Source organism: Archangium gephyra (assembly GCF_042230915.1).
Classification (GTDB): Bacteria; Myxococcota; Myxococcia; order Myxococcales; family Myxococcaceae; genus Archangium; species Archangium gephyra_B.
In genome coordinates, this window is record NZ_CP102578.1 from 11,911,280 (window position 1) to 11,931,578 (window position 20,299).

17 protein-coding genes are annotated in these 20,299 nt (G+C 71.3%); 9 read left to right on the forward strand and 8 right to left on the reverse strand.

Annotated elements, in window-relative coordinates; translation table 11 throughout:
* Positions 1–109: 109 nt before the first annotated feature.
* The gene (locus NR798_RS47370; RefSeq protein ID WP_375769253.1) at positions 110–1,261 is read left to right on the forward strand and encodes a site-2 protease family protein; all 1,152 of its coding nucleotides are present in this window, start codon (positions 110–112) and stop codon (positions 1,259–1,261) included.
* Positions 1,262–1,284: 23 nt separating this feature from the next.
* Here the strand turns inward: NR798_RS47370 and NR798_RS47375 are convergent, their stop codons facing one another.
* Positions 1,285–1,839 carry a hypothetical protein gene (locus NR798_RS47375; protein WP_375769254.1) on the reverse strand — a complete coding sequence of 185 codons (555 nt, stop codon included), beginning with the start codon at positions 1,837–1,839 and terminating at the stop codon, positions 1,285–1,287.
* Between the two features lie 323 nt (positions 1,840–2,162).
* On the opposite strand from NR798_RS47375, the gene ggt reads away from it, so the two are divergent.
* Positions 2,163–3,995 (forward strand): gamma-glutamyltransferase, encoded by a 1,833-nt coding sequence (ggt, locus tag NR798_RS47380; RefSeq protein WP_375769255.1) that lies wholly within the window; start codon positions 2,163–2,165, stop codon positions 3,993–3,995.
* Between the two features lie 25 nt (positions 3,996–4,020).
* On the opposite strand, the gene NR798_RS47385 is transcribed toward ggt, so the two are convergent.
* On the reverse strand, positions 4,021–4,614 hold the full coding sequence (locus tag NR798_RS47385) for a Uma2 family endonuclease (RefSeq protein WP_375769256.1): 594 nt from the start codon (positions 4,612–4,614) through the stop codon (positions 4,021–4,023).
* 682 nt (positions 4,615–5,296) lie between these two features.
* Between NR798_RS47385 and NR798_RS47390 the strand changes: the two genes are divergently transcribed.
* Entirely contained in the window at positions 5,297–5,695 is a 399-nt protein-coding gene (locus tag NR798_RS47390; protein ID WP_375769257.1) for a hypothetical protein, read from the forward strand.
* A gap of 72 nt (positions 5,696–5,767) precedes the next feature.
* On the opposite strand, the gene NR798_RS47395 is transcribed toward NR798_RS47390, so the two are convergent.
* Entirely contained in the window at positions 5,768–7,213 is a 1,446-nt protein-coding gene (locus NR798_RS47395; RefSeq protein WP_375769258.1) for an ATP-binding protein, read from the reverse strand.
* A gap of 535 nt (positions 7,214–7,748) precedes the next feature.
* Here NR798_RS47395 and egtB point away from each other — a divergent pair.
* The 3 genes from egtB (at position 7,749) to NR798_RS47410 (ending at position 11,154) form a co-directional block, all read left to right on the forward strand.
* Entirely contained in the window at positions 7,749–9,083 is a 1,335-nt protein-coding gene (gene egtB, locus NR798_RS47400; RefSeq protein WP_375769259.1) for an ergothioneine biosynthesis protein EgtB, read from the forward strand.
* 3 nt (positions 9,084–9,086) lie between these two features.
* Positions 9,087–10,112: an L-histidine N(alpha)-methyltransferase gene (egtD, locus tag NR798_RS47405; RefSeq protein ID WP_375769260.1), complete on the forward strand. Its 1,026-nt coding sequence runs from the start codon at positions 9,087–9,089 to the stop codon at positions 10,110–10,112.
* A 265-nt stretch (positions 10,113–10,377) separates the two neighbouring features.
* Entirely contained in the window at positions 10,378–11,154 is a 777-nt protein-coding gene (locus NR798_RS47410; protein WP_375769261.1) for a FadR/GntR family transcriptional regulator, read from the forward strand.
* Between the two features lie 265 nt (positions 11,155–11,419).
* On the opposite strand, the gene NR798_RS47415 is transcribed toward NR798_RS47410, so the two are convergent.
* The gene (locus NR798_RS47415; RefSeq protein WP_375769262.1) at positions 11,420–12,211 is read right to left on the reverse strand and encodes a formate/nitrite transporter family protein; all 792 of its coding nucleotides are present in this window, start codon (positions 12,209–12,211) and stop codon (positions 11,420–11,422) included.
* A 189-nt stretch (positions 12,212–12,400) separates the two neighbouring features.
* Between NR798_RS47415 and NR798_RS47420 the strand changes: the two genes are divergently transcribed.
* Genes NR798_RS47420 through NR798_RS47430 form a run of 3 tightly spaced genes read left to right on the forward strand, consistent with a single transcriptional unit; the run spans position 12,401 to position 14,660 of the window.
* Complete coding sequence (locus NR798_RS47420; protein ID WP_375769263.1) at positions 12,401–12,586, forward strand: hypothetical protein; 186 nt, start codon at positions 12,401–12,403, stop codon at positions 12,584–12,586.
* Between the two features lie 57 nt (positions 12,587–12,643).
* Entirely contained in the window at positions 12,644–13,315 is a 672-nt protein-coding gene (locus NR798_RS47425; RefSeq protein WP_375769264.1) for a DUF2231 domain-containing protein, read from the forward strand.
* Between the two features lie 34 nt (positions 13,316–13,349).
* A complete protein-coding gene (locus NR798_RS47430) occupies positions 13,350–14,660 on the forward strand; it encodes an MgtC/SapB family protein (protein WP_375769265.1) in 1,311 nt (436 codons plus the stop codon).
* A 328-nt stretch (positions 14,661–14,988) separates the two neighbouring features.
* Here NR798_RS47430 and NR798_RS47435 read toward each other — a convergent pair whose 3' ends face one another.
* From NR798_RS47435 to NR798_RS47450, 4 genes are all read right to left on the reverse strand, one after another.
* On the reverse strand, positions 14,989–15,540 hold the full coding sequence (locus tag NR798_RS47435; RefSeq protein ID WP_375769266.1) for a hypothetical protein: 552 nt from the start codon (positions 15,538–15,540) through the stop codon (positions 14,989–14,991).
* An 11-nt stretch (positions 15,541–15,551) separates the two neighbouring features.
* Positions 15,552–16,004 carry a polymer-forming cytoskeletal protein gene (locus NR798_RS47440; RefSeq protein ID WP_375769267.1) on the reverse strand — a complete coding sequence of 151 codons (453 nt, stop codon included), beginning with the start codon at positions 16,002–16,004 and terminating at the stop codon, positions 15,552–15,554.
* A gap of 3 nt (positions 16,005–16,007) precedes the next feature.
* Positions 16,008–16,922: a ParB/RepB/Spo0J family partition protein gene (locus NR798_RS47445; RefSeq protein WP_375769268.1), complete on the reverse strand. Its 915-nt coding sequence runs from the start codon at positions 16,920–16,922 to the stop codon at positions 16,008–16,010.
* Positions 16,923–17,179: 257 nt separating this feature from the next.
* Positions 17,180–17,971 (reverse strand): ParA family protein, encoded by a 792-nt coding sequence (locus NR798_RS47450; protein ID WP_375769269.1) that lies wholly within the window; start codon positions 17,969–17,971, stop codon positions 17,180–17,182.
* Positions 17,972–20,299 lie beyond the last annotated feature (2,328 nt).

The window sequence follows — 20,299 nt, forward strand, 5'->3', positions numbered from 1 at the left end:
CGAGCGCTCGCCCGCCTCCTCGGCCCCGGGCCGGGTGGCGGCCCGCCGTGTCTCCGCCGGATGGTTCAACGCGTGACGGTCCCCACCTTTCCCAGAGCGAGGTGACACCGTGCGCGGAGCCTTCCGAATCGCCACCCTGCGGGGCATTCCCATCCGGGTGCACTACTCCTTCCTGCTGGTGCTGCCCTTCCTGGCCTTCCTCTTCGGCCAGGCCTTCCGCGGCGCCGCCCTGGCCGCCGACGTGCCCCCCGAGGCCCTCCGGGGCCACCCCATGCTGTGGGGCCTGGGACTCGCCGTGGCCCTCTTCCTCTCCGTGCTCGTGCACGAGCTGGCCCACTCCCTCTACGCCCTGCGCAAGGGCGGCGAGGTCTCCGACATCACCCTGCTGATGATTGGCGGCGTGTCCCGCATCACCCGCATGCCGGATGGGCCCCGCCACGAGGCCCTCATGGCGCTCGCGGGCCCCGTCACCAGCCTGGTGCTCGGCGGCCTCTTCCTCGCCACCTACGTGCTGCTGGAGGGCGCGCGCTCCTTCAACCTGCGCTTCGCCTTCTTCTACCTGGGCTCGCTCAACATCTTCCTCGGGCTCTTCAACCTGCTGCCCGCCTTCCCCATGGACGGCGGCCGCATCCTGCGCGCGGTGCTCACCGGCAGGCTCGGCCGGGTCCGCGCCACCCAGACGGCCGGCCTCATCGGCAAGGGCTTCGCCCTGCTCTTCGGCATGCTGGGCCTCTTCGGCGGCAACTTCATCCTCGTCATCATCGCCTTCTTCGTCTTCATGGGCGCCGAGGCCGAGTCGCGCGAGGTGCTCATGCAATCGCTGCTCAACCGGGTGCCCGTGCGCGAGTTGATGGTGCCACGCACGGCCGCCGTGGAGGCGGAGGACTCGCTGGAGCAGGTGGCCACGCGCATGCAGGCCGAGCGGCGGCGGGCCCTGCCCGTGCTCGAGGGCGGGCGCGTGGTGGGGCTGGTGACGCTGGCCACGGTGCGCCAGGTGCCCGCGTCCCAGCGGGCCCAGGTGCGCGCGCGCGAGGCCGCGCTGCCCGTGCCCGAGCTCACCCCCGACGCCACCGCCTGGGAGGCCCTGCGCCAGATGGGGCAGCGCCGCCTGCCGCAGCTGCCCGTGGTGCAGGACGGCCTGCTGGTGGGCACCGTCACCCAGGAGGACATCATGCGCGGCATGCAGCTGCGCGAGCTGGAGGACACCCACCGCCACGGGCCGTGGGGACTGGGGCCGGGACAGCGCGAGTCGCCCACCTGAGTCACCGCGACGGCGTCACCGCGTCAGACGCCCGCGTCCGGAGGCCCCAGCGTCTCGGCCAGCGTCTCCAGCGCCAGCCGCTCCTCGCCGCGCACCCGGCCCAGCAGCCGGCCCCGCCAGCCGTTGGAGGCCCTCGCCACCCGCAGGCCCACCTCCAGCAGGCAGCCGTGCAGGCGCGCGGCCTCCCCCAGTCCCAACCGCTCCGCCACGCGCGCCACCAGCGGACGCAGCGGCTCCAGGTCGGGCACCTCCCCCAGGCGCTCGGGCCCCCAGGCCTCGAGCTGGCGCAGGGACTCGCCGCAGATGCGGCCCAGCAGCGGGCTGCGCGAGTACAGGCCCGCTTCCAGCACCCGCTGGCAGGCCCTCCGCTCGCGCGGGTCCGCCGGGCCGTCCGCCGTGGCCACCCAGAGGAAGGCCCTCAACGGCGCGTCCTGGAGCACGCTCCAGTCCTCGTCCGAGAAGCCGTACCGGCGGAAGGCGTGCTCCCGCCTCCGGGCCACCCCACCCGCCTCCTGCCGCAGGAGGAAGGCCAGCGCGTCCCCCGGCCCCTCCCAGGCAGACCAGACCCGATGGTCCATGCATTCTCCCAAGACATGTCTGGGTTTCCCGCCCGCCCCTCAGAGGCCGAGGCCCGGTACCCGTCTCACGGCCCCCACCGGCCGTCCCCCCACGTCGCTTCCGGGCGTGCATGGTAGGGACGCGCCCGGGCCCGACAAATCGGCTCCCCCCGCGCCACGCCGCAAACCCGACACACGCCCGGCTCGCGTGTGCAATGCCTGTCATCCGCGCGCACCCGGGTACGTCCCGCTTCCACTGCCAGCGTACTCCGCCCGAAATCCTCTCAGACCGCGAGACAGGCGAGCGCCAGGAAATGGACATCCGCTGGTAGGCTCCGCCCCCCATGCGAAGGCTCCTCTTCTCCGTCAGTGCAGCGCTGCTGGGCCTGGGGCTCGGCCCCGGTTGCGCCACCTCCCCCGCGCCCCACGCCGAGGCCCGGCCCCTCCCGGCCTCCACCCCCACCGCCACCGGACGCGGAGGCGCCGCCGCCACCGTGGACGTGCGCGCCACCTCCGCCGCCATCGAGGTGCTGCGCTCCGGCGGCAACGCCGTCGACGCCGCCGTGGCCGCCGCCAGCGTGCTCGGCGTCACCGACCCGTACTCCTGTGGCATCGGCGGCGGCGGCTTCATGCTCGTCTACCTCGCCCGGGACAAGCGCGTCGTCACCCTGGACCACCGGGAGACGGCCCCCGCGGGCCTCGAGCGCTCGCGCCTCTACGAGAATGGCGCGCCGCTGCCCTTCGACGAATTCGTCACCAGCGGCCTGTCCGTGGGCGTCCCCGGCTCCCTCATGGGCTGGAGCGAGGCCCTGCGCCGCTACGGCTCGCGCCGCCTCGCCGATGTCCTCCAGCCCGCCATCCACGTCGCCGAGCAGGGCTTCCCGGTGGACGCCACCTTCGCCGAGCAGACGCGCCACAACGTCGAGCGCTTCCGCGACTTCACCAGCTCCGCCGCCCTCTTCCTCGGCCCCGATGGGCAGCCCTGGCCCGTGGGCTCCACCTTCAAGAACCCCGGCCTCGCGAGGACGTACCGGCTCGTCTCCCAGGGCGGCGTCCCCGTCTTCTACCGGGGCGAGATTGCCCAGGCCATCGTCTCCACCGTCACCCGGCCGCCGCTCGTCCCCGGGGCCTCGCGCAAGGTGCGCCCCGGCGTGATGCGGCTGGCGGACCTCGAGCGCTACGAGGCCATCGTCCGCCCGCCCGTGACGAGCACCTACCGCGGCCACACCCTCTACGGCATGGGCGCCCCCGGCAGCGGCGGCGTCACGCTCGCCCTCACGTTGAAACCGCTCGACTCCTACGTGCCCTCCGCCCTGTCCCACGCCCGCTTCCTCCACCTCTACCTGGAGGCCTCGCGGCTCGCCTTCGCCGACCGCAATGCCTTCCTCGGCGACCCCGCCTTCGTCTCCATCCCCGAGGCCGGGCTGCTGTCCCATGACTACGCCGCGCAGCGCGGCTCGGCGATTCACGAGGCCCGGGCCTCCACCTCCGCCGTGGCCCCCGGCAATCCCCTCCCCTTCCAGGGGGCGGCCTCCACCTCGACTCCGCCGCTGCCCGAGGTGGCCCGCCCCGCCGCCGAGGAGACGGCACCCAACAAGGAGACCACGCACATCACCACCTCGGATGCCGCCGGCAACATCGTCGCGTACACGTGCACCATTGAAGGCGAGGGCGGCAACGGGATGGTGGTGCCCGGCTACGGCTTCCTGCTCAACAACGAGCTGACGGACTTCGACCTGCCCGCCTCCCCGGACGCGCCCCACCCCAATGCCCCCGCCCCCGGCAAGCGGCCCCGCAGCAGCATGAGCCCCCTGCTCGTCTTCAAGGACGGCGCTCCCGTGCTCGCGCTCGGCAGCCCCGGCGGCTCCACCATCATCACCACCGTGGGACAGACGCTGGTGAATCACCTCGACTTCGGCATGCCCATCGCGCAGGCCCTCGCCGCGCCTCGCGTGTCCCAGCGCAACTCGACGGATAACCGGAGCCAGGCCGAGCCCGCCTTCATCGCCTCGCCCGAGGCCACGGAGCTTACCGCCATGGGGCATGGGTTCACCGATGTGGGGCCGATCGGCGCGCTCACCGCCATCCGCTTCCACCCGGATGGCACCGTCACCGCCGCCGCCGAGCCCACCCGCCGCGGCGGCGGCAGCGCCATGGTCGTCGAGCCCGTGAAGTGAGGCGGGCGGGGGAGCGGCGGGGGACTCACTTCCCACGGGCCTCGAGCCGCTCCCGCTCGTCCTGGAGCTCCGCCAGCCGCCGCTGCTCCCTGCTCAACATCTCCCTCAACCGGTCGGTCATCTCCTCCGTCTCCAGGAGCAGGGCGTTGCCCGCCCAGAATCGCAGCCGCGCGCCTTCCAGTTGCAGTTGCAGCTCCAGTACCTCCGAGAAGTACCGGCCCTGCTTCGGCTCCATCCGCACGTACTCCCTCGCATCGGGCGAGGGCAGCCGGTACGCCTCCAGACGCGCCCTGGCGCGGTCGTAGATGAAGTATTCGAGGATGCCCAGCCGGGCGTAGCGCCGCACGTTGTCCTCGGCGGCCTTCTTGCGGTCGCCGCCCACGTGCACCTCCATCACCCAGTCCAGCCCCTTGCCCTCGTGGCTCACCACCCACTTGCCGCGCAGGTGCGGCTCCACGTCCAACACCACCAGCAGGTCCGGCGCGAAGCGCCTCTCCCCCGGATAGTAGATGGGCAACTCCGCGCTCACGTACGCCCGGCGCCGCGGCGCCTTGAAGTAGCCCCGGAGTGCATCCACCGCCCGCGACTTCGCCTCGGTGTGCAGGTCCCCCTCCGACATTGGCATCTCCTCCCATGTCACCTCCGCGGGAAGAGACTCCACCACCCGCTCCCGCTCCTCCCTGCTCATCGCCGCCCACTGCTCCCGGGTGGGGGCTCGGGGAAAGATATCCACGTCACGCTGTCGATCGTGCACCATACCTGGGTAGGGTGGGGCAGGTGACCTGAAAGGTCAACCTCCTCCTGCCCTTCCCGTCACCCGCCCGACCTCGCTTCCCCGAGGTCCTTCCGCCCGCGGCCCGCCGCTGGCGATGGCGCGACATACAGCAAGTGACGGGCCGGACCCCGCGCGCCTTGTCCCCCGAGCGGAGCGGCCCGCACAGCGATGTCTCCCCCGCCTCCGGCACGGACTCGACGTCCGGCGGCGGAGATGCCGCTCCTTGCAATGCGAAGCCAAGAGCAACCCGCCAGAGCCAGCCCCCCGGCAAGTGGCCCCGCAGCAGCATGAGCCCACCCGCCGCAGTGGCGGCAACGCCAGGGTCGTCGAGCCGTGAAGCAAGGGCTCCTGAGGAAACAGGGCGCGGGCTGCATGGCCGCTCGGAGAAGACCGAGCTCCAAGGACACCGCACCTTCTCCCTCACATCCACGACCTTCGCGCTCTCTCAACATGGCACATCCAACGTGCCTGGGTATCGGTCCCCCGATTTCCCTCAACGGAGACGCAACTCGACATGAGTCCCAACGTGAAGAAGCTCGCGGCAGGTGGATTGTTCCTCGCAGCCACCGCATTCGGTTCCGCGGCGTGGGCCGGCTACAAGTCCTCGGGGCAGGTCACCATCAACTCGAACACCAATGAGGCCTGGGGCTCGATGGGTTACGCGCGCAACAGTGCCGACAATACGCAGTATATCGGCTGCTCCTTGGAATGGACGGCCGGCGGGGGAGTCATCAATGGCCGGTGCAAGGCGAGAACGGCGGCAGGGAAGGAATTGGAGTGCCTCATCCACAATGCCAACGACTGGGTACTCGGGACTCTGGGCACGATCACGTCGGATTCGGCTATTCGCTTCCGCAGAAAAATAGCGGGGACAGAGTGTGACGTACTCACCGTGGAAAACTACTCGTGGGACCAGCCCAAGTGAGCGCAGAACCGGATGGGCTGCCTCCAAACGGGCAGCCCATGCCGGTTGGGGAGGGATTGTCGCGACGCCCCTCTACCCCGTGCGCTTCCTCGGGCTCGCGTAGGGCGCCAGCAAGTCCGGCCGGTCCACCAGGCAGCGCAGCGCCTTGCCCGCGAAGCCCTCCAGCCGGTCGATGAACGCGAAGTCGTGCTCGTCCCCCGCCTCGTGCGCCAGCTCGTGCAGGATGATGCCCAGCGTCCTCGGCTCCAACGGCTCGTCCAGCCTCACCCTCCCCTTCATGTTCACCCGCAGCACCCGCCGCTCGCTGTCGTACTCCGCCTCCACGTGCGCGCGCGCGTCCCTCACCTTGCGCTCGAAGAACTCCACCCCCACCTCCCTCCCCGTCAGCTCCCTCGACAGGCAGCGCACCACCCCCACCAGCCGCTCCGCCCTCGCCCCCGGCTCCACCACCACGTCCCGCGGCGGCCCCTCCATCCGCTCCACGTACGCCTCCGCGCTCTCCACCACCGTCTCCAACTGCTCCAGCGCCGCCTGCGGCATCCCCCTCAGCTCCACCACCTTCGCCCCCAGCTGCCTCGCCCGGTCATCCACCCGCGGCCCCACCGACAGCACCGCCCTCGCCGGCAGCACCTTCTCCACGTACGCCCCCAGCGCCTCCTCCCCCAGCGTGAAGTGCGCCAGCACCTCCGTCACCCACGCCCCCGCCAGCTCCTGCCGGCTCAGCTCCGGCGCCAGCGACTCCAGGAGGATTCCCGCCAGCAGCCGCTTGTACCCGTCCCTCGCCGCGTCGCGCTCGGCCGCCAAGGGAATGCGCTGCTGCACATCCACGTGCCACGGCAGGTGGTGCGGCTCCACCGGCAGCCCCAGCTCGTACAGGTGCGGCGTCTCGCCGGGCCTCGGGTAGTACAGGTCCACCCGCGCCCCCCGCTCCACGTACCGCTCCACGCCCCGGTGCAGCTCCACCGTCTCCAGCGGGCAGCCCTCCAGCGAGTCCATCGCCCTCGGCGGCCTCACCGCCCGCCCGTTGATGAGCAGCTCCACCCCCGGCGGCGCGATGGTGAGGCGCAACAGCCGCACCGCCTCGTCGCGCTCGCGCGCGCTCGTGCGCCGGAAGAGCCGCAGGCACGTGCCCACCTGCCGCGCGTTGGGCTTCACGTGCCGCCCCGTCTCGTCGAAGACGAGCGTGCGCCCCACCGTCTCCACCTCGGCCCGGTCGCTCGCGGCGATCATCTCCTTGAGGCCCCGGCCCTTGCGCCCCCGCCACGTGGGCGGCGTGTCCTTCTCCCCGAGGAACACCGTGAAGGCGAACTCGTCGCGCGCCAGGCCCGCGGGCGCATCGTCCTCGATGCGGACCTCGTCCTCCTCCAGGCGCACCTTCACCCGGCGCGCCCCCTGGTCGAACGCGTTCTGCAGCGCCTCGCGCACGAGCTGGCCGAGCGGCCGGGCCCGGTTGGAGCGCCTCCAGCCTTCCTCCGACAACTCGAACCACTCCGAACGGCCGTTCCGCGCCTGTCCCATCGCGTCTCTCCCACTCCGGGCTCCCGCGTGCGCATGTGCCGCCGCGGGGCAGCCGGGCAACAGGGGGGAACAGCTCCGGCCGCGCGTCTCTTCCCCCGTGCCCTCGCTCGCCACGGGAGCGGGCCCGTGGCGGGCCGGTGACACGAGGTGCTGGGCCGAGATCCTTGCCCCTGGGAAAGGAGCCCACGGCGTCTCCTCAGTGTCTCGCGTGACTCCGCTCGAGCCGCTCCGCGCTCCGGGGATTCGTTCTGCGCCCGACGACCCTCACCCCAGCCCTCTCCCAGAGGGAGAGGGGGCTTCACACGGGCACAACCCGGGACCCGGGCACCCTCACCCCGACCCTCTCCCGGAGGGCGAGGGGTTGTAGGGCTCCAGACATCCCAAGTCCCCGTCTCCCGGTGCCCTCGCGTGACTCCGGCTCCCCTGCTTTCTCCCTCACGGCGCCCGCCGGGCGTACGCTGTCTCACGGGGGGCTCGCGCGCCGGGACGGGGACACTCCCCCCACCCCCCACCACTCCCTAACTTCGGAGGCACGATGCGCAGTCCCCTAGAGACCCGCCGGGACACGGGCCAGCCGGAGCCTCGTCCCTGGAAGCCCTCCGCCGTCGCGGAGCTCACCGCCGCGCGCGCGCGCCTGTCGCGCATGCTCGAGGGCCTCCCCGAGGACGCCCTCACCCGCCAGCACTCGCCCCTCATGTCCCCCATCGTCTGGGACGTGGCCCACCTGGCCAACTACGAGGAGCAGTGGTTGCTGCGCGCGCTCGGCGCCCCCGCCCTCACCGACTCCGCCTTCGACGCCCTCTACGACGCCTTCCGCCACCCGCGCGCCTCGCGCTCCCAACTGCCCCTGCTCACCCCCGAGCAGGCCTTCGCCTACGCCGCCCGCGTCCGCGAGGCCTCGCTCGAATGGCTCCAGCAGCTCCCCGAGGACTCGCCGGCCCCGCTGCTCCGCGGCGGCTTCGTCTTCGGCATGGTGGCCCAGCACGAGCAGCAGCACCTGGAGACGCTCGCCGCCACGCTGCAGCTCATGACGAGCCACGAGTACCGGCCCGCCGCGCTCGCCCGTCCCCGTCCCGCCCGCGCCGCCCAGCACGAAGTCTTCCTCCCCGGCGGCCCCGTGCGCCTGGGCAGCGACGCGCCCTGGGCCTACGACAACGAGCGCCCCGCCCACTCCGTCCACGTGCCGGACTTCCTCCTGGACTCGCACCCCGTCACCAACGGGGACTTCGCCGTCTTCGTCGACTCCGGCGGCTACACCGACAGCCGCTGGTGGGACCCCCAGGGCTTCGCGTGGATTCAGTCCCAGGGCATCCGCCACCCCCTCTTCTGGCTGCCCCAGCAGGGCGGCACCTGGCTGCGGCGGCGCTTCGGGTGGGTGGAGCCGCTGCCCAAGGACGAGCCCGTGCAGCACGTGTGCTGGTACGAGGCGGACGCCTACGCGCGCTGGGCCGGCAAGCGGCTGCCCACCGAGGCCGAGTGGGAGAAGGCCGCGACGGGCTCGGACGGGCGGCCCCGCGTGTATCCCTGGGGCGACGCGGCACCGGACGCCGGCCACGCCAACCTCGGCGGCGACACCTGGGGCCCCTCGCCCATTGGCGGCTACCCGGCGGGGCAGAGCGTGGACGGCGTCTGGGGGCTGCTCGGGGATGTCTGGGAGTGGACCTCCAGCACCTTCGATGGTTACTTTGGGTTCAAATCATTTCCGTACCGGGAATACTCGGAGGTGTTCTTCGGGACGGAGTACCGGGTGTTGAGGGGCGGGGCGTGGGCGAGCGCGCCGGTGGCGGTGCGCAACAGCTTCCGCAACTGGGACTACCCCATCCGCCGGCAGATCTTCGCCGGCTTCAGGTGCGCGCGGGACGCGAGGTGAGACATGCAACAGGGGGGATGGATGGGCGGCACGGGACTGGGGATGCGGCGCGAGCCGGAGGTGACGGTGGAGGTGCACGTGCGGCCAGGGGACGCGCAGCGGGCATTGCGCTCGGAGGTGCTGGCCGGGTTGTGCGGGGAGGGCGGGCTGAGGGAGCTGTCTCCCAAGTGGCTCTATGACGAGCGGGGCAGCCAGCTCTTCGATGAAATCACCCGGCTGCCGGAGTACTACCCCACGCGGCGCGAGCGGGAAATCCTCCTGGCGCACGCCGGGGACATCGCCCGGGCGAGCGGGGCGGACACGCTGATTGAATTGGGCAGCGGGAGCAGCGAGAAGACGCGGCTGCTGTTGGACGCGCTGCGGAGCACGGGGAGGCTGGAGCGCTTCGTGCCCTTCGACGTGAGCGAGGCCTTCCTGAGGCAGGCGGCGCGGGCGGTGGCGGGCGAGTACCCGGGGCTGCGGGTGCACGCGGTGGTGGGGGACTTCGAGCGGCACCTGGAGCGGCTGCCGAAGGGAGGCCGGCGGCTGGTGGCCTTCCTGGGAGGAACCATTGGCAACCTGAAGCCGGCCGAGCGCGCGCGCTTCTACGGGCAACTGGCCTCGGGGATGGAGCCGGGCGAGGGGCTGCTGTTGGGGACGGACCTGCTCAAGTGCCGGAAGCGGCTCTTCGCGGCGTACAACGACAGCGCGGGGGTGACGGCGGCCTTCAACCGCAACGTGCTGCACGTGCTCAACCGCGAGCTGGGGGCGGACTTCGCGCCCGAGGCCTTCGAGCACCTGGCGCCCTTCGACGAGGAGAACGGCTGGGTGGAGATGAGGCTCATCTCGCAGCGGGCGCAGACGGTGAAGCTGCCGGCGCTGGAGCGCTACGTGAACTTCGCCGAGGGCGAGGTGCTGCGCACGGAGGTGAGCTGCAAGTTCCGCCCGGAGCAGGTGGAGGCGGAGCTGGCGGCCGCGGGGCTGTACCTGGCCGAGCGCTGGACGGACGCGGCGGGCGACTTCGCGCTCTCGCTTGCCCTCAAGCGCTGAGCACGGGTCCGAACCCGCGGGGGGAGACCCTCCGGGCGCGCGCTCGCGCAACTGGTCCGATTGTTGGACCAGTCGACGCATCGCGCGCCAGGAGGGACGCCTCGGCTCCAGGTTTCTGCTCTCCAGGCACCATGCCCCGGGTGCCGTGTCCCTGAGTTGGACACGCATCCCGTGCGAGCGACGGACGCGAAGCGTTCCTCACTCGGCTGTGACTCCGTTCCCTGGCTGGCCCACCTGCTGCAATGCCGCCAGCTGGGAGGCGGACATGAAACACGTGTTACCGACGAAGCTCGTCGCGCGCATCGAGGAGGATCTCGAGCGCATGATTTCGCAGGACAGACTGCCCAGGAGTGGCGGTCTTCCGTCAGAGAGAAGGCTGGCCCAACACTACGACGTGGCCCGAGGGACGATTCGGGAGGCGCTCCTGCGTCTGGCCGCGCGTGGGCTGGTCGTGCGGCACCCCGGGCGACAGTCACGCGCAGTGGCTGTCGAGCACGCCGTGACGCTCGAGAGTCTGGGCGTGGTGATCCATGCCATGAAGAGCGCACGGCCAGAAAGGCGACGCCTGCTGGAGGGATACTTCGAGCTGAAGCGGGAGACGCTCGTCACGTTACTGGTGCTCGCCTGCGAGCACGCTTCCGAGAAGGAGCTCGAGCGGCTCTCGAATGCCTGTTTCGCGCTTCGTGAGGGTGCGCGCTGGGACGATGGCTCCAGGCGCTGGGTGGCGCAGGAGTTCGCGCTCCTCCGGATGGCAGCGGGTGCGGTGGATCGTCCCGGGCACTTCCTGCTCGTCCAGTCGCTGGAGCGGGCCTTCTGGGGAATGGCTGGAGTCGTGCGGCCCCTCTTTTCGTCCGAGGCAGTCCGACACTGGTCTCAACAAACACTGAGCTGGCTGTACGACCGGGACGTGGAAGCGCTGAGGCGAGACCTCCCCCCGCTGCTCCTCGCATCCGATGAACATGTCCTCCGGAGGCTCGGAGCAGGCACTGGGGGAGAAGGTATCGACAGCCTCTACTCCGACGGTGACCGGACACCCGAATAGCTTCCACACCACGGCCCTGAAACCGGATGAGCCAACCGCCAACAGTCCCCTGAGGAAAGCACGTGGGTGCGCCCTCCCGGCCGCGCCCAGCACCAACTGGTCCGACAATCGGACCAGTTGCTCGAGCTCGGACCCGGAGAGGCTCCCTGTACGCGCCTCCAGGGCCAACGTGTCCCATCCCCATCGACCCGGCCTCTCGGCCTCTGGAGACCCGGCACCACGAGCATCGACAGCGCAGCACCGGACCTGGCGCTACCCGGGGCCGTCACGAGGGCGGGCGGGGCGCCTCGGTGTTCGTCTCCACCTGCCCGTAGTTGAGCAGGCTCACCAGCCCCACGCCCCCCACCGCGTTGCCGAGCACCGCCATCGCCAGCCAGCGCAGGAAGTGGCTCACCGGCAGGCCCTCGGTGAGCACCGCGGCCAGCACCTCGGAGCTGCCCGCGATGGAGTGCGCGAAGTGCCCCGCTCCCACGATGAACGTGAAGAACCAGATGAGCGACAGCTGCCCGAACGTGCTGTGGCTCGCCGACACCAGCCACGCCACCAGCGCGATGAGCCACCCGCCCACCACCGCTCCCCAGAACAGCTCCACGCTGCCCCGCTCCACCGCCTCCCGCCCGAGCGCCCCGAGCTTGCGCACCACCTCGTGCTTCACCGCGCCCGTGCGGCTCACCAGCAGCGTGAAGAGGAGCGCGCCCACCACGTTGCACGCCAGCACCACCGCCCACAGCAGGAACATCCGCGCCAGCCTCGCGGGCTCGCGCAGCACCACCACCACCGGAAACAGCGTGTTCTCCGTGAAGAGCTGCGCCCGCCCGAGGATGACGGCGATGAATCCCGCCGGGTAGAGCGCGAAGCCCGCCAGCCGCGCCCCCTCGCCATCCCCGAGGAACGAGCGCATCAGCGCCACCCCCAGCCCACTCAGCCCCATCAGCAGCCCACCGGCCACCCCCGACCAGGCCAACTGCCCCACCGGACGCGTCAGCTCCTCGCGTCCCGCCTTCACCACGTGCTCGTAGATTTCGTGGGCCGTCAGCCGCGGCTGCTCGTCGTTCATCCCGCCCACTCCACCCGAAGCCTCCGCCAGCGACGAGTCCCCGCTTCTCCCGGCGTGTGCTGCACGACAGCCCCGGACGGCCCGCGCGCATGCCCACCAGGCAGGCGGCCCCGCCTTCGCTCCGGCTCGTGACGGCCCACCCCGGCGTGCCCAGCTTCCCGAAAACTCCTTCACGGGCGAGGTGGGAACATGGACAGGAAGAACGAGCGGAAGAACCCGGACGAGACGACGGTCCCCCGGCAGGGCGCGGGCGAGGACGAGCGGATCCGCCACAAGGGCGAGGACCGCTCCACCCCCGAGGAGAAGAAGTCCGGGCCCCAGCCCGATGGCAACGGCGCCACCGGCGAGCCCGCGGCCTTCCCTCCGCACAACTGAAAACCCGAGGCCCCAGACGCGTCCAGCCCCGCGCCCTGACCCTCAGGAGACCGTTCCATGAAGATGCTGCTTCACGAGCTGCACCCGGCCGTCGTCCATGCCCCGCTCGCCCTGCTCCCCACCGCCACGGTGGCCGACCTCATCGCCGTCACCACCGGCGACCGCGCCTGGGCCCAGGTGGGCCGGCGCTTGTGGGTGGCCGGAACCTTGAGCGCCCTCTTCTCGGGGCTGGCCGGACTGGCCGCCTCGCAGGAGGTGAAGCTCGAGGAGCCCCGCGCCCGCGACATGGTGTTCCTCCACGGCCTCGGCAATGCCGTCATCACCCTGGGCGCGGTGGGCGTGACGCTCTGGCGGCTCGGCCGGCCTCCGTCCCGCGTCCAGTGCGCGCTCGGGCTCGCCGCCAACGTGGCCGCCGTCTACACCGCCACCCTCGGCGGCAAGATGGTCTACGAGCTCGGCGTGGGCATCAACCCCATGCCCGTGGAGGGCTCGGTGGGTACGCTCAAGGGCCCTCCCCTCCTCTCGCGCGAGGCGCCCAAGGCCCTCCTCCGCGACGCGGTGCTCGGCATGCGCTGGCTGCTGGAGCGGACGCGTGGCCTCTTCTCGGGAGCCCGGCCGCTGGCCTCCGGCGCCCAGGGCTTCGGCGAGGGCGCGCGGGTGCCCGCCGTGACGAGCGAGCCCCTCGTGGATGACGCCACGCTCTCGCCCTCGCCCAGGCCCCTCTTCTGACGGACGCCGGGCCTCCGTCTGGTAGAGGAGGCCCATGGACAGCTACGAGCCCTTCCTCTCCCTCGGACTCGCCCTGGCCGCGGGCTTCCTCATCGGCCAGGAGCGCGAGTACTCGGCGCCGGAGCCCCGCGAGGGCCGCGAGTCCTTCCTCGGCGGCTCGCGCACCTACCCGCTGGTGTCGCTGGCGGGAGCGGCCTCGGTGCTGGTGGCGCGCCAGTTGGGCCCCTGGTTGATGCTGCTGTCGCTCGCGGCGCTGGGCGCGCTGCTGGTGGTGTCCTACGCGGGAGACGTGCGGCAGGGCCGCTCGCATGGCCTCACCTCCGAGGTGTCGCTGCTGCTCAGCTTCCTGCTCGGCGCGCTCGCGCTGACGCAGGGCGTGCTCGAGCCCATGCGGGTGAAGGTGCTGGTGGTGGCGGGCCTCACGGTGGTGGCCACCACGCTGCTGTCCATGAAGCCGGAGCTGCACGCCTTCCTCGGCCGGCTGCAGAAGCGGGACGTGTCCGCCGGGGTGCAGCTGCTCTTCGTCGCCGTGGTGGTGGTGCCCCTGCTGCCGGACGCCACCTATGGCCCCCTGGACGTGCTCAACCCGAGGCAGCTCGGCTGGCTGACGCTGCTCATCGCCGGCATCGGCTTCGCCGGCTACGTGGCCATCCAGGCGCTGGGCTCGCGCCGGGGGCTGGTGGTGACGGGGCTCATCGGCGGGCTGGTGTCCTCCACCGCGGTGACGCTCACCTTCTCCGGCCGCGCCAAGGGCGCCCCGCGCGAGCTGGCCCAGGGGTGTGCGCTGGCGGTGATGCTGGCCTCCTCGCTCATGTTCCTCCGCGTCATGGGCGAGGTGGCCGTGGTGAACCCGCCCATGGTGCGCCTCGTCGCGGTGCCCATGGGGGCCATGGCCGCCACCCTGCTGGTAGCCAGCGCGCTGCTCTACCGCCGCTCGCGCGAGGTGCGCGAGGTGCGCGGCGAGGGCTCTGAAATGCAGTTCTCCAACCCCTTCGCCCTGGGCTCGGCCCTCAAGTTCACCCTCCTCTTCGCGCTGGTGCTGCTGGGCGCGAGCGCGGCCACCGCGTCGCTCGGGCACCGTGGGGCGTACCTCGCCGGACTGCTCGCGGGGCTCACCGACGTGGACGCCATCACCCTCTCCATGGCCAACCTGGCGCGCACCGCCGCCCTCCCCGAGGACGTGGCCGTCACCACCCTCTTCCTGGGCACCGCCTCCAACACCCTCACCAAGGGCATCATGGCCACGGTGGTGGGCGGGTGGCGCTTCGGCCGCTGGCTGCTGCTCGTGTTCGCCGTCACCCTGGCCGTGGGCGCGCTGGCCCTCGCCGTGACCGGCGGGCACTGAGCGCTGGAATACGCCTGCCCGCCCGGGGTTGCGGGGGCGGAAGCGAAGGCCACCCGACACTCACGGGGAGCAACCTCGCGGCGAGCGTCCGCGGGCGCACACACCTGTCGACGGCAGCCCCACCCGCGGAAACCCCGCGAGACATTCAGCCGTCCACCTCACGCATCCACCAGCGCTCCGTCCGTCCGGGGGGAAGGGCCGGTGCGCTGGTGCGAGGGGGGAAGCATCGGGCGCGCACCCGGAGAACATGGGGCTCCGGGTGGCCGCGCCCGATGTCTTTGCGGGGCCCTGCGTGAGGCTCGGCGTGAGGCTTGGCGTGGAGGTCCGCTCAGCGCGGCTGCTGGAACTCGATGCCCCGGCAGGCCTCGGAGGCCAGCAGCACCTCGTCGGCGGTGACACCGGGGAAGGTGGCGCACAGGAAGAGGTCCTTCTCCACGCGCCGCGCGCCGAAGAGCGCCGGGTAGCGCGCGCCCATGCCCCCGTCCCCGAGCTTCGGCGTGAGCTGCACCCGCACCAACGAGAAGTCCTCGCCCCCCGACTGCTGCTCCAGCGTGCGCTCGAAGCCCGCGAAGGACTTCTCCACCGTCTGGACGAGCGCCTCGGGGGTGGGCAGCGTGGAGCCCTGGCCGGGGCGCAGGTCCACGCGCAACACCGGGCGGCCGGGCGGGCCGAACTGGAAGCTCCCATCCTGCGCCACCTGGGCCGTCCACCCCGGCGGCATGGGCACCTTCACGCCCACGCGCCGCTGGGGGACGGACCGCGGCTCCGGGGCCACTGCCTCCGGAGCCACGGGCACCTCTTGCTGCTCCTGCTTGCAACCACCGCAGCCGGCGGCCAGCCAGCACAGCGCCACCAGGGCGGCGCGCACGGGCTGGCCCACGGCGCGGCCCACTACTTCTTGACCTCACCACCCGGAGGCGGCGGCGAGCCTCCGCCCTTGCCCAGGTTCTCCATCTTCGTGGTGCCCTCGAAGACGACGCCGCGGTCCATGGTGAGCGCGGGGCTCTCCAGGCTGCCCTTCACGCGCGCGGGAGCGTGCAGCTCAATCAGCTGCGCGGCGCGCACGTTGCCCTCCACGGTGCCATTGATGATGACGGTGCCGGCGTTGATCTCCGCCGTGACGCGGGCCCCATCGCCAATGACGAGCACGTCCTTGGTGACAATCTGCCCGCTGAACTTCCCGTCGATACGAACCTGTCCCTCGAAGGTGAGCTTCCCCTCGAACTCGCTGCCCTTGCCGAGCAGCGTGTGAACCTCACCCGGACGCGTTGCCACGGATTCATCCTCCCGTCTGCCTAGAAGCGGTACGTTGGTCTTCTCTTCTTTTTTCCCGAGGAGCGCCACGCGCTACTCCTTCCTGAGTACCTTCAGGATGCGATCGAGATCATCGTACGAGAAGTAATCGACCTCGATGGTGCCTTTTCCACTGCTCTTCTCCACCAAACGCACTTTGGTGCCCAGAATGCGCTGGAGCTCCTCCGTGAGGGCCTTCACCTGGGGGCTCTGCTTCTGCGGCTTGCCCGAGTCCTTCACCTTGGTGCCCTTGGACTGCTGAACGAGCTTCTCGGTGTCGCGCACGCTGAGCTTGCGCGCGGCGACCTGCTGGGCCAGCTCCGTCATCTCGGGGATGCGGGGCACGCCGAGCAGCGCACGGGCATGGCCCGCGCTCAGGTTGCCCACGGCCACCATCTCCTTCACCTCCGGAGGCAGGCCGAGCAGGCGCAGGGCATTGGCCACCGTGGAGCGCTCCTTGCCGACGCGCTGGGCCACCAGCTCCTGCGTGAGGCCGAACTCCTCGACGAGGCGGTGATAGCCCTCGGCCTCTTCCATGGGGTTGAGGTCCGCGCGCTGGAGGTTCTCCACCAGGGCGAGCTCGAAGGCCTCGACCTCGGTGACTTCGCGCACGATGGCGGGAATCTCGTGGAGGCCGGCCAGCTGCGAGGCGCGCCAGCGGCGCTCGCCGGCGATGATCTTGTAGCCCTCGCCGTCCTTGCGCACGAGCACGGGCATGAGGACGCCCTGGGCCTTGATGGACTCGGTGAGCTCGCGCAGCTTCTCCTCGTCGAAGTGGCGGCGCGGCTGGAGGGTGTCGCGGTGGATGGCCTCGATGGGGAGCTTGAGGACGCTGCCCTTGGGAGGAGCGGGAGGCTCGGGAGGGAGCACCACCGCCGCGGCGGCCGCGGAGGGAGGAGGGGCTGCCTGGGGGATGAGGGCGGAGAGGCCACGGCCCAACGCCCGCTTCTGCTTGTCACCGTTCAGCACTGCGTGTCTCCGCCGGGGGCCCGGCACTGCACACCCGGAGGGGACCGGGCGGCCACATCCCTGGACAGCACCGCCTCGGCCGGGGGGACGCGGGAGCCCGGCGGGGCTGAGCGGAGCGGGTTCAGCGCTCCAGCCCGGTTCAGCACCTGGACAGCGGCCCGGCGGGCGGGAAACACGAGCCCCGGCCGGGCGAGGGGGAGCCAGTCGAGCGCTCGCCTCTATATAAGGATGCGGGCGGGGACCGGCTCGGAGGCGCGCTACGCCACCTTGCGAGCGGGGGGCGGGTTGGGCTCGCGCTGCATGATCTCCCGGCCGAGCGCCAGGTAGCTCTCGCAGCCCTTGGACTTGATGTCGTAGAGCAGGATGGGCTTGCCGAAGGACGGGCACTCGGACAGGCGCACGTTGCGCGGCACGACGGCCGAGAAGACCTGCTCCTTGAAGTAGTCGCGCACGTCGGCGACGACCTGGTTGGCGATGTTCGCGCGCGAGTCGAACATGGTGAGGAGGATGCCCTCCATCTTCAGCTCGGGGTTGAAGGCCTGCCGCACCAGGTCGATGGTGTGGTTGAGCTGGGAGAGGCCCTCGAGCGCGTAGTACTCGCACTGGAGCGGGATGAGGACGGAGTCCGCGGCGATCAGCGAGTTGAGGGTGAGCAGGCCGAGCGAGGGCGGGCAGTCGATGAGGATGTAGTCGTACTGGTCCGCGAGGGGCCGGAGGGCATCGCGGAGGCGGAACTCGCGACGCTCCTGGTTGACGAGCTCGACCTCGGCGCCGGTGAGGTCCGGGGTAGCGGGGACCACCTGGAGGAAGCGCAGCTCGGTGGAGTGGAGGAGCTCGCCCATGGGACGGCCTCCGAGGAGGGCGTCATAGACGGTGCCCTGGAGATTCTCGCGCTTGAGGCCGAGTCCGCTGCCGGCATTGCCCTGAGGGTCCATGTCGACGAGGAGCACCTTGCGCTCAGCGGCGGCGAGGCTCGCGGCGAGGTTGATGGCGGTGGTCGTCTTGCCGACGCCGCCCTTCTGGTTGGAGATGCAGATGATTCGACCCACGTGGCCCATCCTTGCGACGCCCCGGGAGTGCCCGGGGGCTCTGCGGGGGAGGCATGTACCGACTCCCGTATTGATCCATCAAATCGTCGGCTGATCCAGTCCGCGACCGGATCAGACTTCTAGCTCGCCTGCCTGACATCCCTCCTTGGCCTCGCGGGGGGTACACCCCCGGGAGAGGGACGGGGTGAGGGTATCGAGGCCCCAGGTTGGAGCCGTGGAAGGCCCCCTCTCCCCCTGGGAGAGGGCGGGGGTGAGGGTCGTGGGCCGGACCGGCTGGCGGAACACGGGGACCCGGCGCGCCCTCCCCGCGTCAGGCCCGAGCCACGGACTCGCCGACGGCGCCAGGTCCTCGCGGACACGTTCCACGTGGAACACCCACGGGCAAAAGCCGGACAGCGCCCTCGCATCCTCGCGGAGGCGCCGAACACCGAGGCTCCAGCCTCCCGCTTCCAAGTGGAGCCGCCCCCGGCCCGAGCCCACCGTTCCACGTGGAACGCCTCCCGGACAGAAGGCCTTCACCGCGCGCCCTGGGCGCCGCTTCCCTTCCGCGGGCAGAAGAACGGGAGCGGCTCAGCGCTGGGGACAGGCTCGCCCAAAACAGACGCGTTCCACGTGGAACCTCCCGGGGCCGAATGGCCTCTCGCTCAACCTCCGGTCCGGCGCAGCTCCAGCGCACCTCCAGCGCACCTCCAGCGCAACCCGAGTCCGCTGTTCCACGTGGAACATCCCGCGTGTCCCAATGCCTCTCTTCTGGCCGTCGGCGTCCCAGCCGAGGCACCCCGCTCAGCACCGCCCGAAAGGGGTCCGCCGTTCCACGTGGAACACGCCTCGGCCAGAAAGCCTCTCCTCCAGCGGCCGGAGCCCCAGCCGGAACACCCCCGTCCTCCCCAGCCCGAGTGGCTCCGACGTTCCACGTGGAACATCCCCTTCCCCAAAGCCTCTCTTCCAACCCTCGCAACCACACCGGGAAGACTCCCGCCCTCCCCTGCCTGGGATGAAGGTCCGCTGTTCCACGTGGAACACGCCTCGACCTGAAAGCCTCTCCTCCAGCATTCGAAGGCTCAGCCAGAGCACCCCCGCCCTGCCTGGTTCGGCAGGGGGCCGCTGTTCCACGTGGAACAGGCCTCGGCCTGAAAGCCTCTCATCCAGGGGCCGGAGTCCCAGCCGAATCACCCTGTCCGACCCGGCTTGAATGGAGCCGCCGTTTCACGTGGAACACGCCTCGGCCAGAAAGCCCCTGCAGCCAGCGGATGCGCCCAGGTGGAGCCGCACAGCCGGGTCCTCGGCCCTGACGTTCCACGTGGAACAACTCCCAGGCAGAGAGCCGCTCGTCCAACCTTCGGAGCGGACCGTAAAGCCTCTCCTCCCGCGCTCAGCCTCCCCTGTCCCTCCGTCCGTTCCAGGTTGGCTGTTCCACGTGGAACACCCGCTGGGAGACCCTTCACACCTCCAGCCGGGCCTCGCCTCGTGGCCTCTTGCCGACCCCCGGGCAGCACGTTCCACGTGGAACACCTCCCGGCCCGGAAGGCCTCAGCAGGGTTCCATCCAGGTGCCAAACAGGGCAGCGGACTGGGGCGCCCCGCGCAGACACCCGGACCGGTGGGTTCCACGTGGAACCTGTTCCTGTCTGGAGCCCCCTCCCCTTCCGCAGCCCGGCCCGAGATCCCCGCCCCTTCCGCCTGTCGGGGCTCCGCTGTTCCACGTGGAACCTCTCCGACAGGAGTTCTTCACCGGGTGCCCCGCCCCATCCCTCCTGCCGCCTCTCGCCCGGAGCCCGCGTTCCACGTGAAACACCTCCCGACCCGGGAGGCCCCAGCAGGCCCCCTCCAGGCGCTGAACAGGGCGGCGGACCGCAGCGCCCCTCGCAGACACCCGGACCGGCAGGTTCCACATGGAACCTGTCCCTGTCTGGAGCCCCCTCCCCTTCCGCAGCCCGGCCTGAGCTTGCCGCTCCTTGTGCCTACCGGGTTCCGCTGTTCCACGTGGAACTTCTCCGGCAGGAGTTCTTCACCGGATGCCCCACCCCATCCCTCCTGCTGCATCCCGCCGGAGCCCACGTGTTCCACGTGGAACACGCCTCCTCGACCAGGAGCCCCTCGCCCGGAAGGCACTCCCTCCAGGACTCCGCGCATCCGTGCCCCGGTCTCGAATCCCCGCCGCGCCCACCCCATGGAGAGCCGGCTCTCACTGGCGGGTCATCCCGCGCTCCACCGCCCCGCGGTGACGCTCCGGATGGACGGGGCACCCGTTCCGGATGGGCCCACGGAAGCTCGGGCTCCGGACCCAGGTGCGTGCTCGATGGGGCGCAGTCTGCCCGTGTCTCCCCGT

Excerpts from the sequence above, each read along its gene's own strand:
- NR798_RS47395 (WP_375769258.1), bottom strand. The coding sequence starts at position 7,213 with ATGGGACAGGCGCGGAACGGCCGTTCGGAGTGGTTCGAGTTGTCGGAG.
- NR798_RS47425 (WP_375769264.1), top strand. The coding sequence starts at position 12,644 with ATGAAGATGCTGCTTCACGAGCTGCACCCGGCCGTCGTCCATGCCCCG.
- egtB (WP_375769259.1), top strand. The coding sequence starts at position 7,749 with ATGCGCAGTCCCCTAGAGACCCGCCGGGACACGGGCCAGCCGGAGCCT.
- NR798_RS47410 (WP_375769261.1), top strand. The coding sequence starts at position 10,378 with ATGAAACACGTGTTACCGACGAAGCTCGTCGCGCGCATCGAGGAGGAT.
- NR798_RS47430 (WP_375769265.1), top strand. The coding sequence starts at position 13,350 with ATGGACAGCTACGAGCCCTTCCTCTCCCTCGGACTCGCCCTGGCCGCG.
- NR798_RS47420 (WP_375769263.1), top strand. The coding sequence starts at position 12,401 with ATGGACAGGAAGAACGAGCGGAAGAACCCGGACGAGACGACGGTCCCC.
- egtD (WP_375769260.1), top strand. The coding sequence starts at position 9,087 with ATGCAACAGGGGGGATGGATGGGCGGCACGGGACTGGGGATGCGGCGC.
- NR798_RS47415 (WP_375769262.1), bottom strand. The coding sequence starts at position 12,211 with ATGAACGACGAGCAGCCGCGGCTGACGGCCCACGAAATCTACGAGCAC.
- ggt (WP_375769255.1), top strand. The coding sequence starts at position 2,163 with ATGCGAAGGCTCCTCTTCTCCGTCAGTGCAGCGCTGCTGGGCCTGGGG.
- NR798_RS47385 (WP_375769256.1), bottom strand. The coding sequence starts at position 4,614 with ATGTCGGAGGGGGACCTGCACACCGAGGCGAAGTCGCGGGCGGTGGAT.
- NR798_RS47375 (WP_375769254.1), bottom strand. The coding sequence starts at position 1,839 with ATGGACCATCGGGTCTGGTCTGCCTGGGAGGGGCCGGGGGACGCGCTG.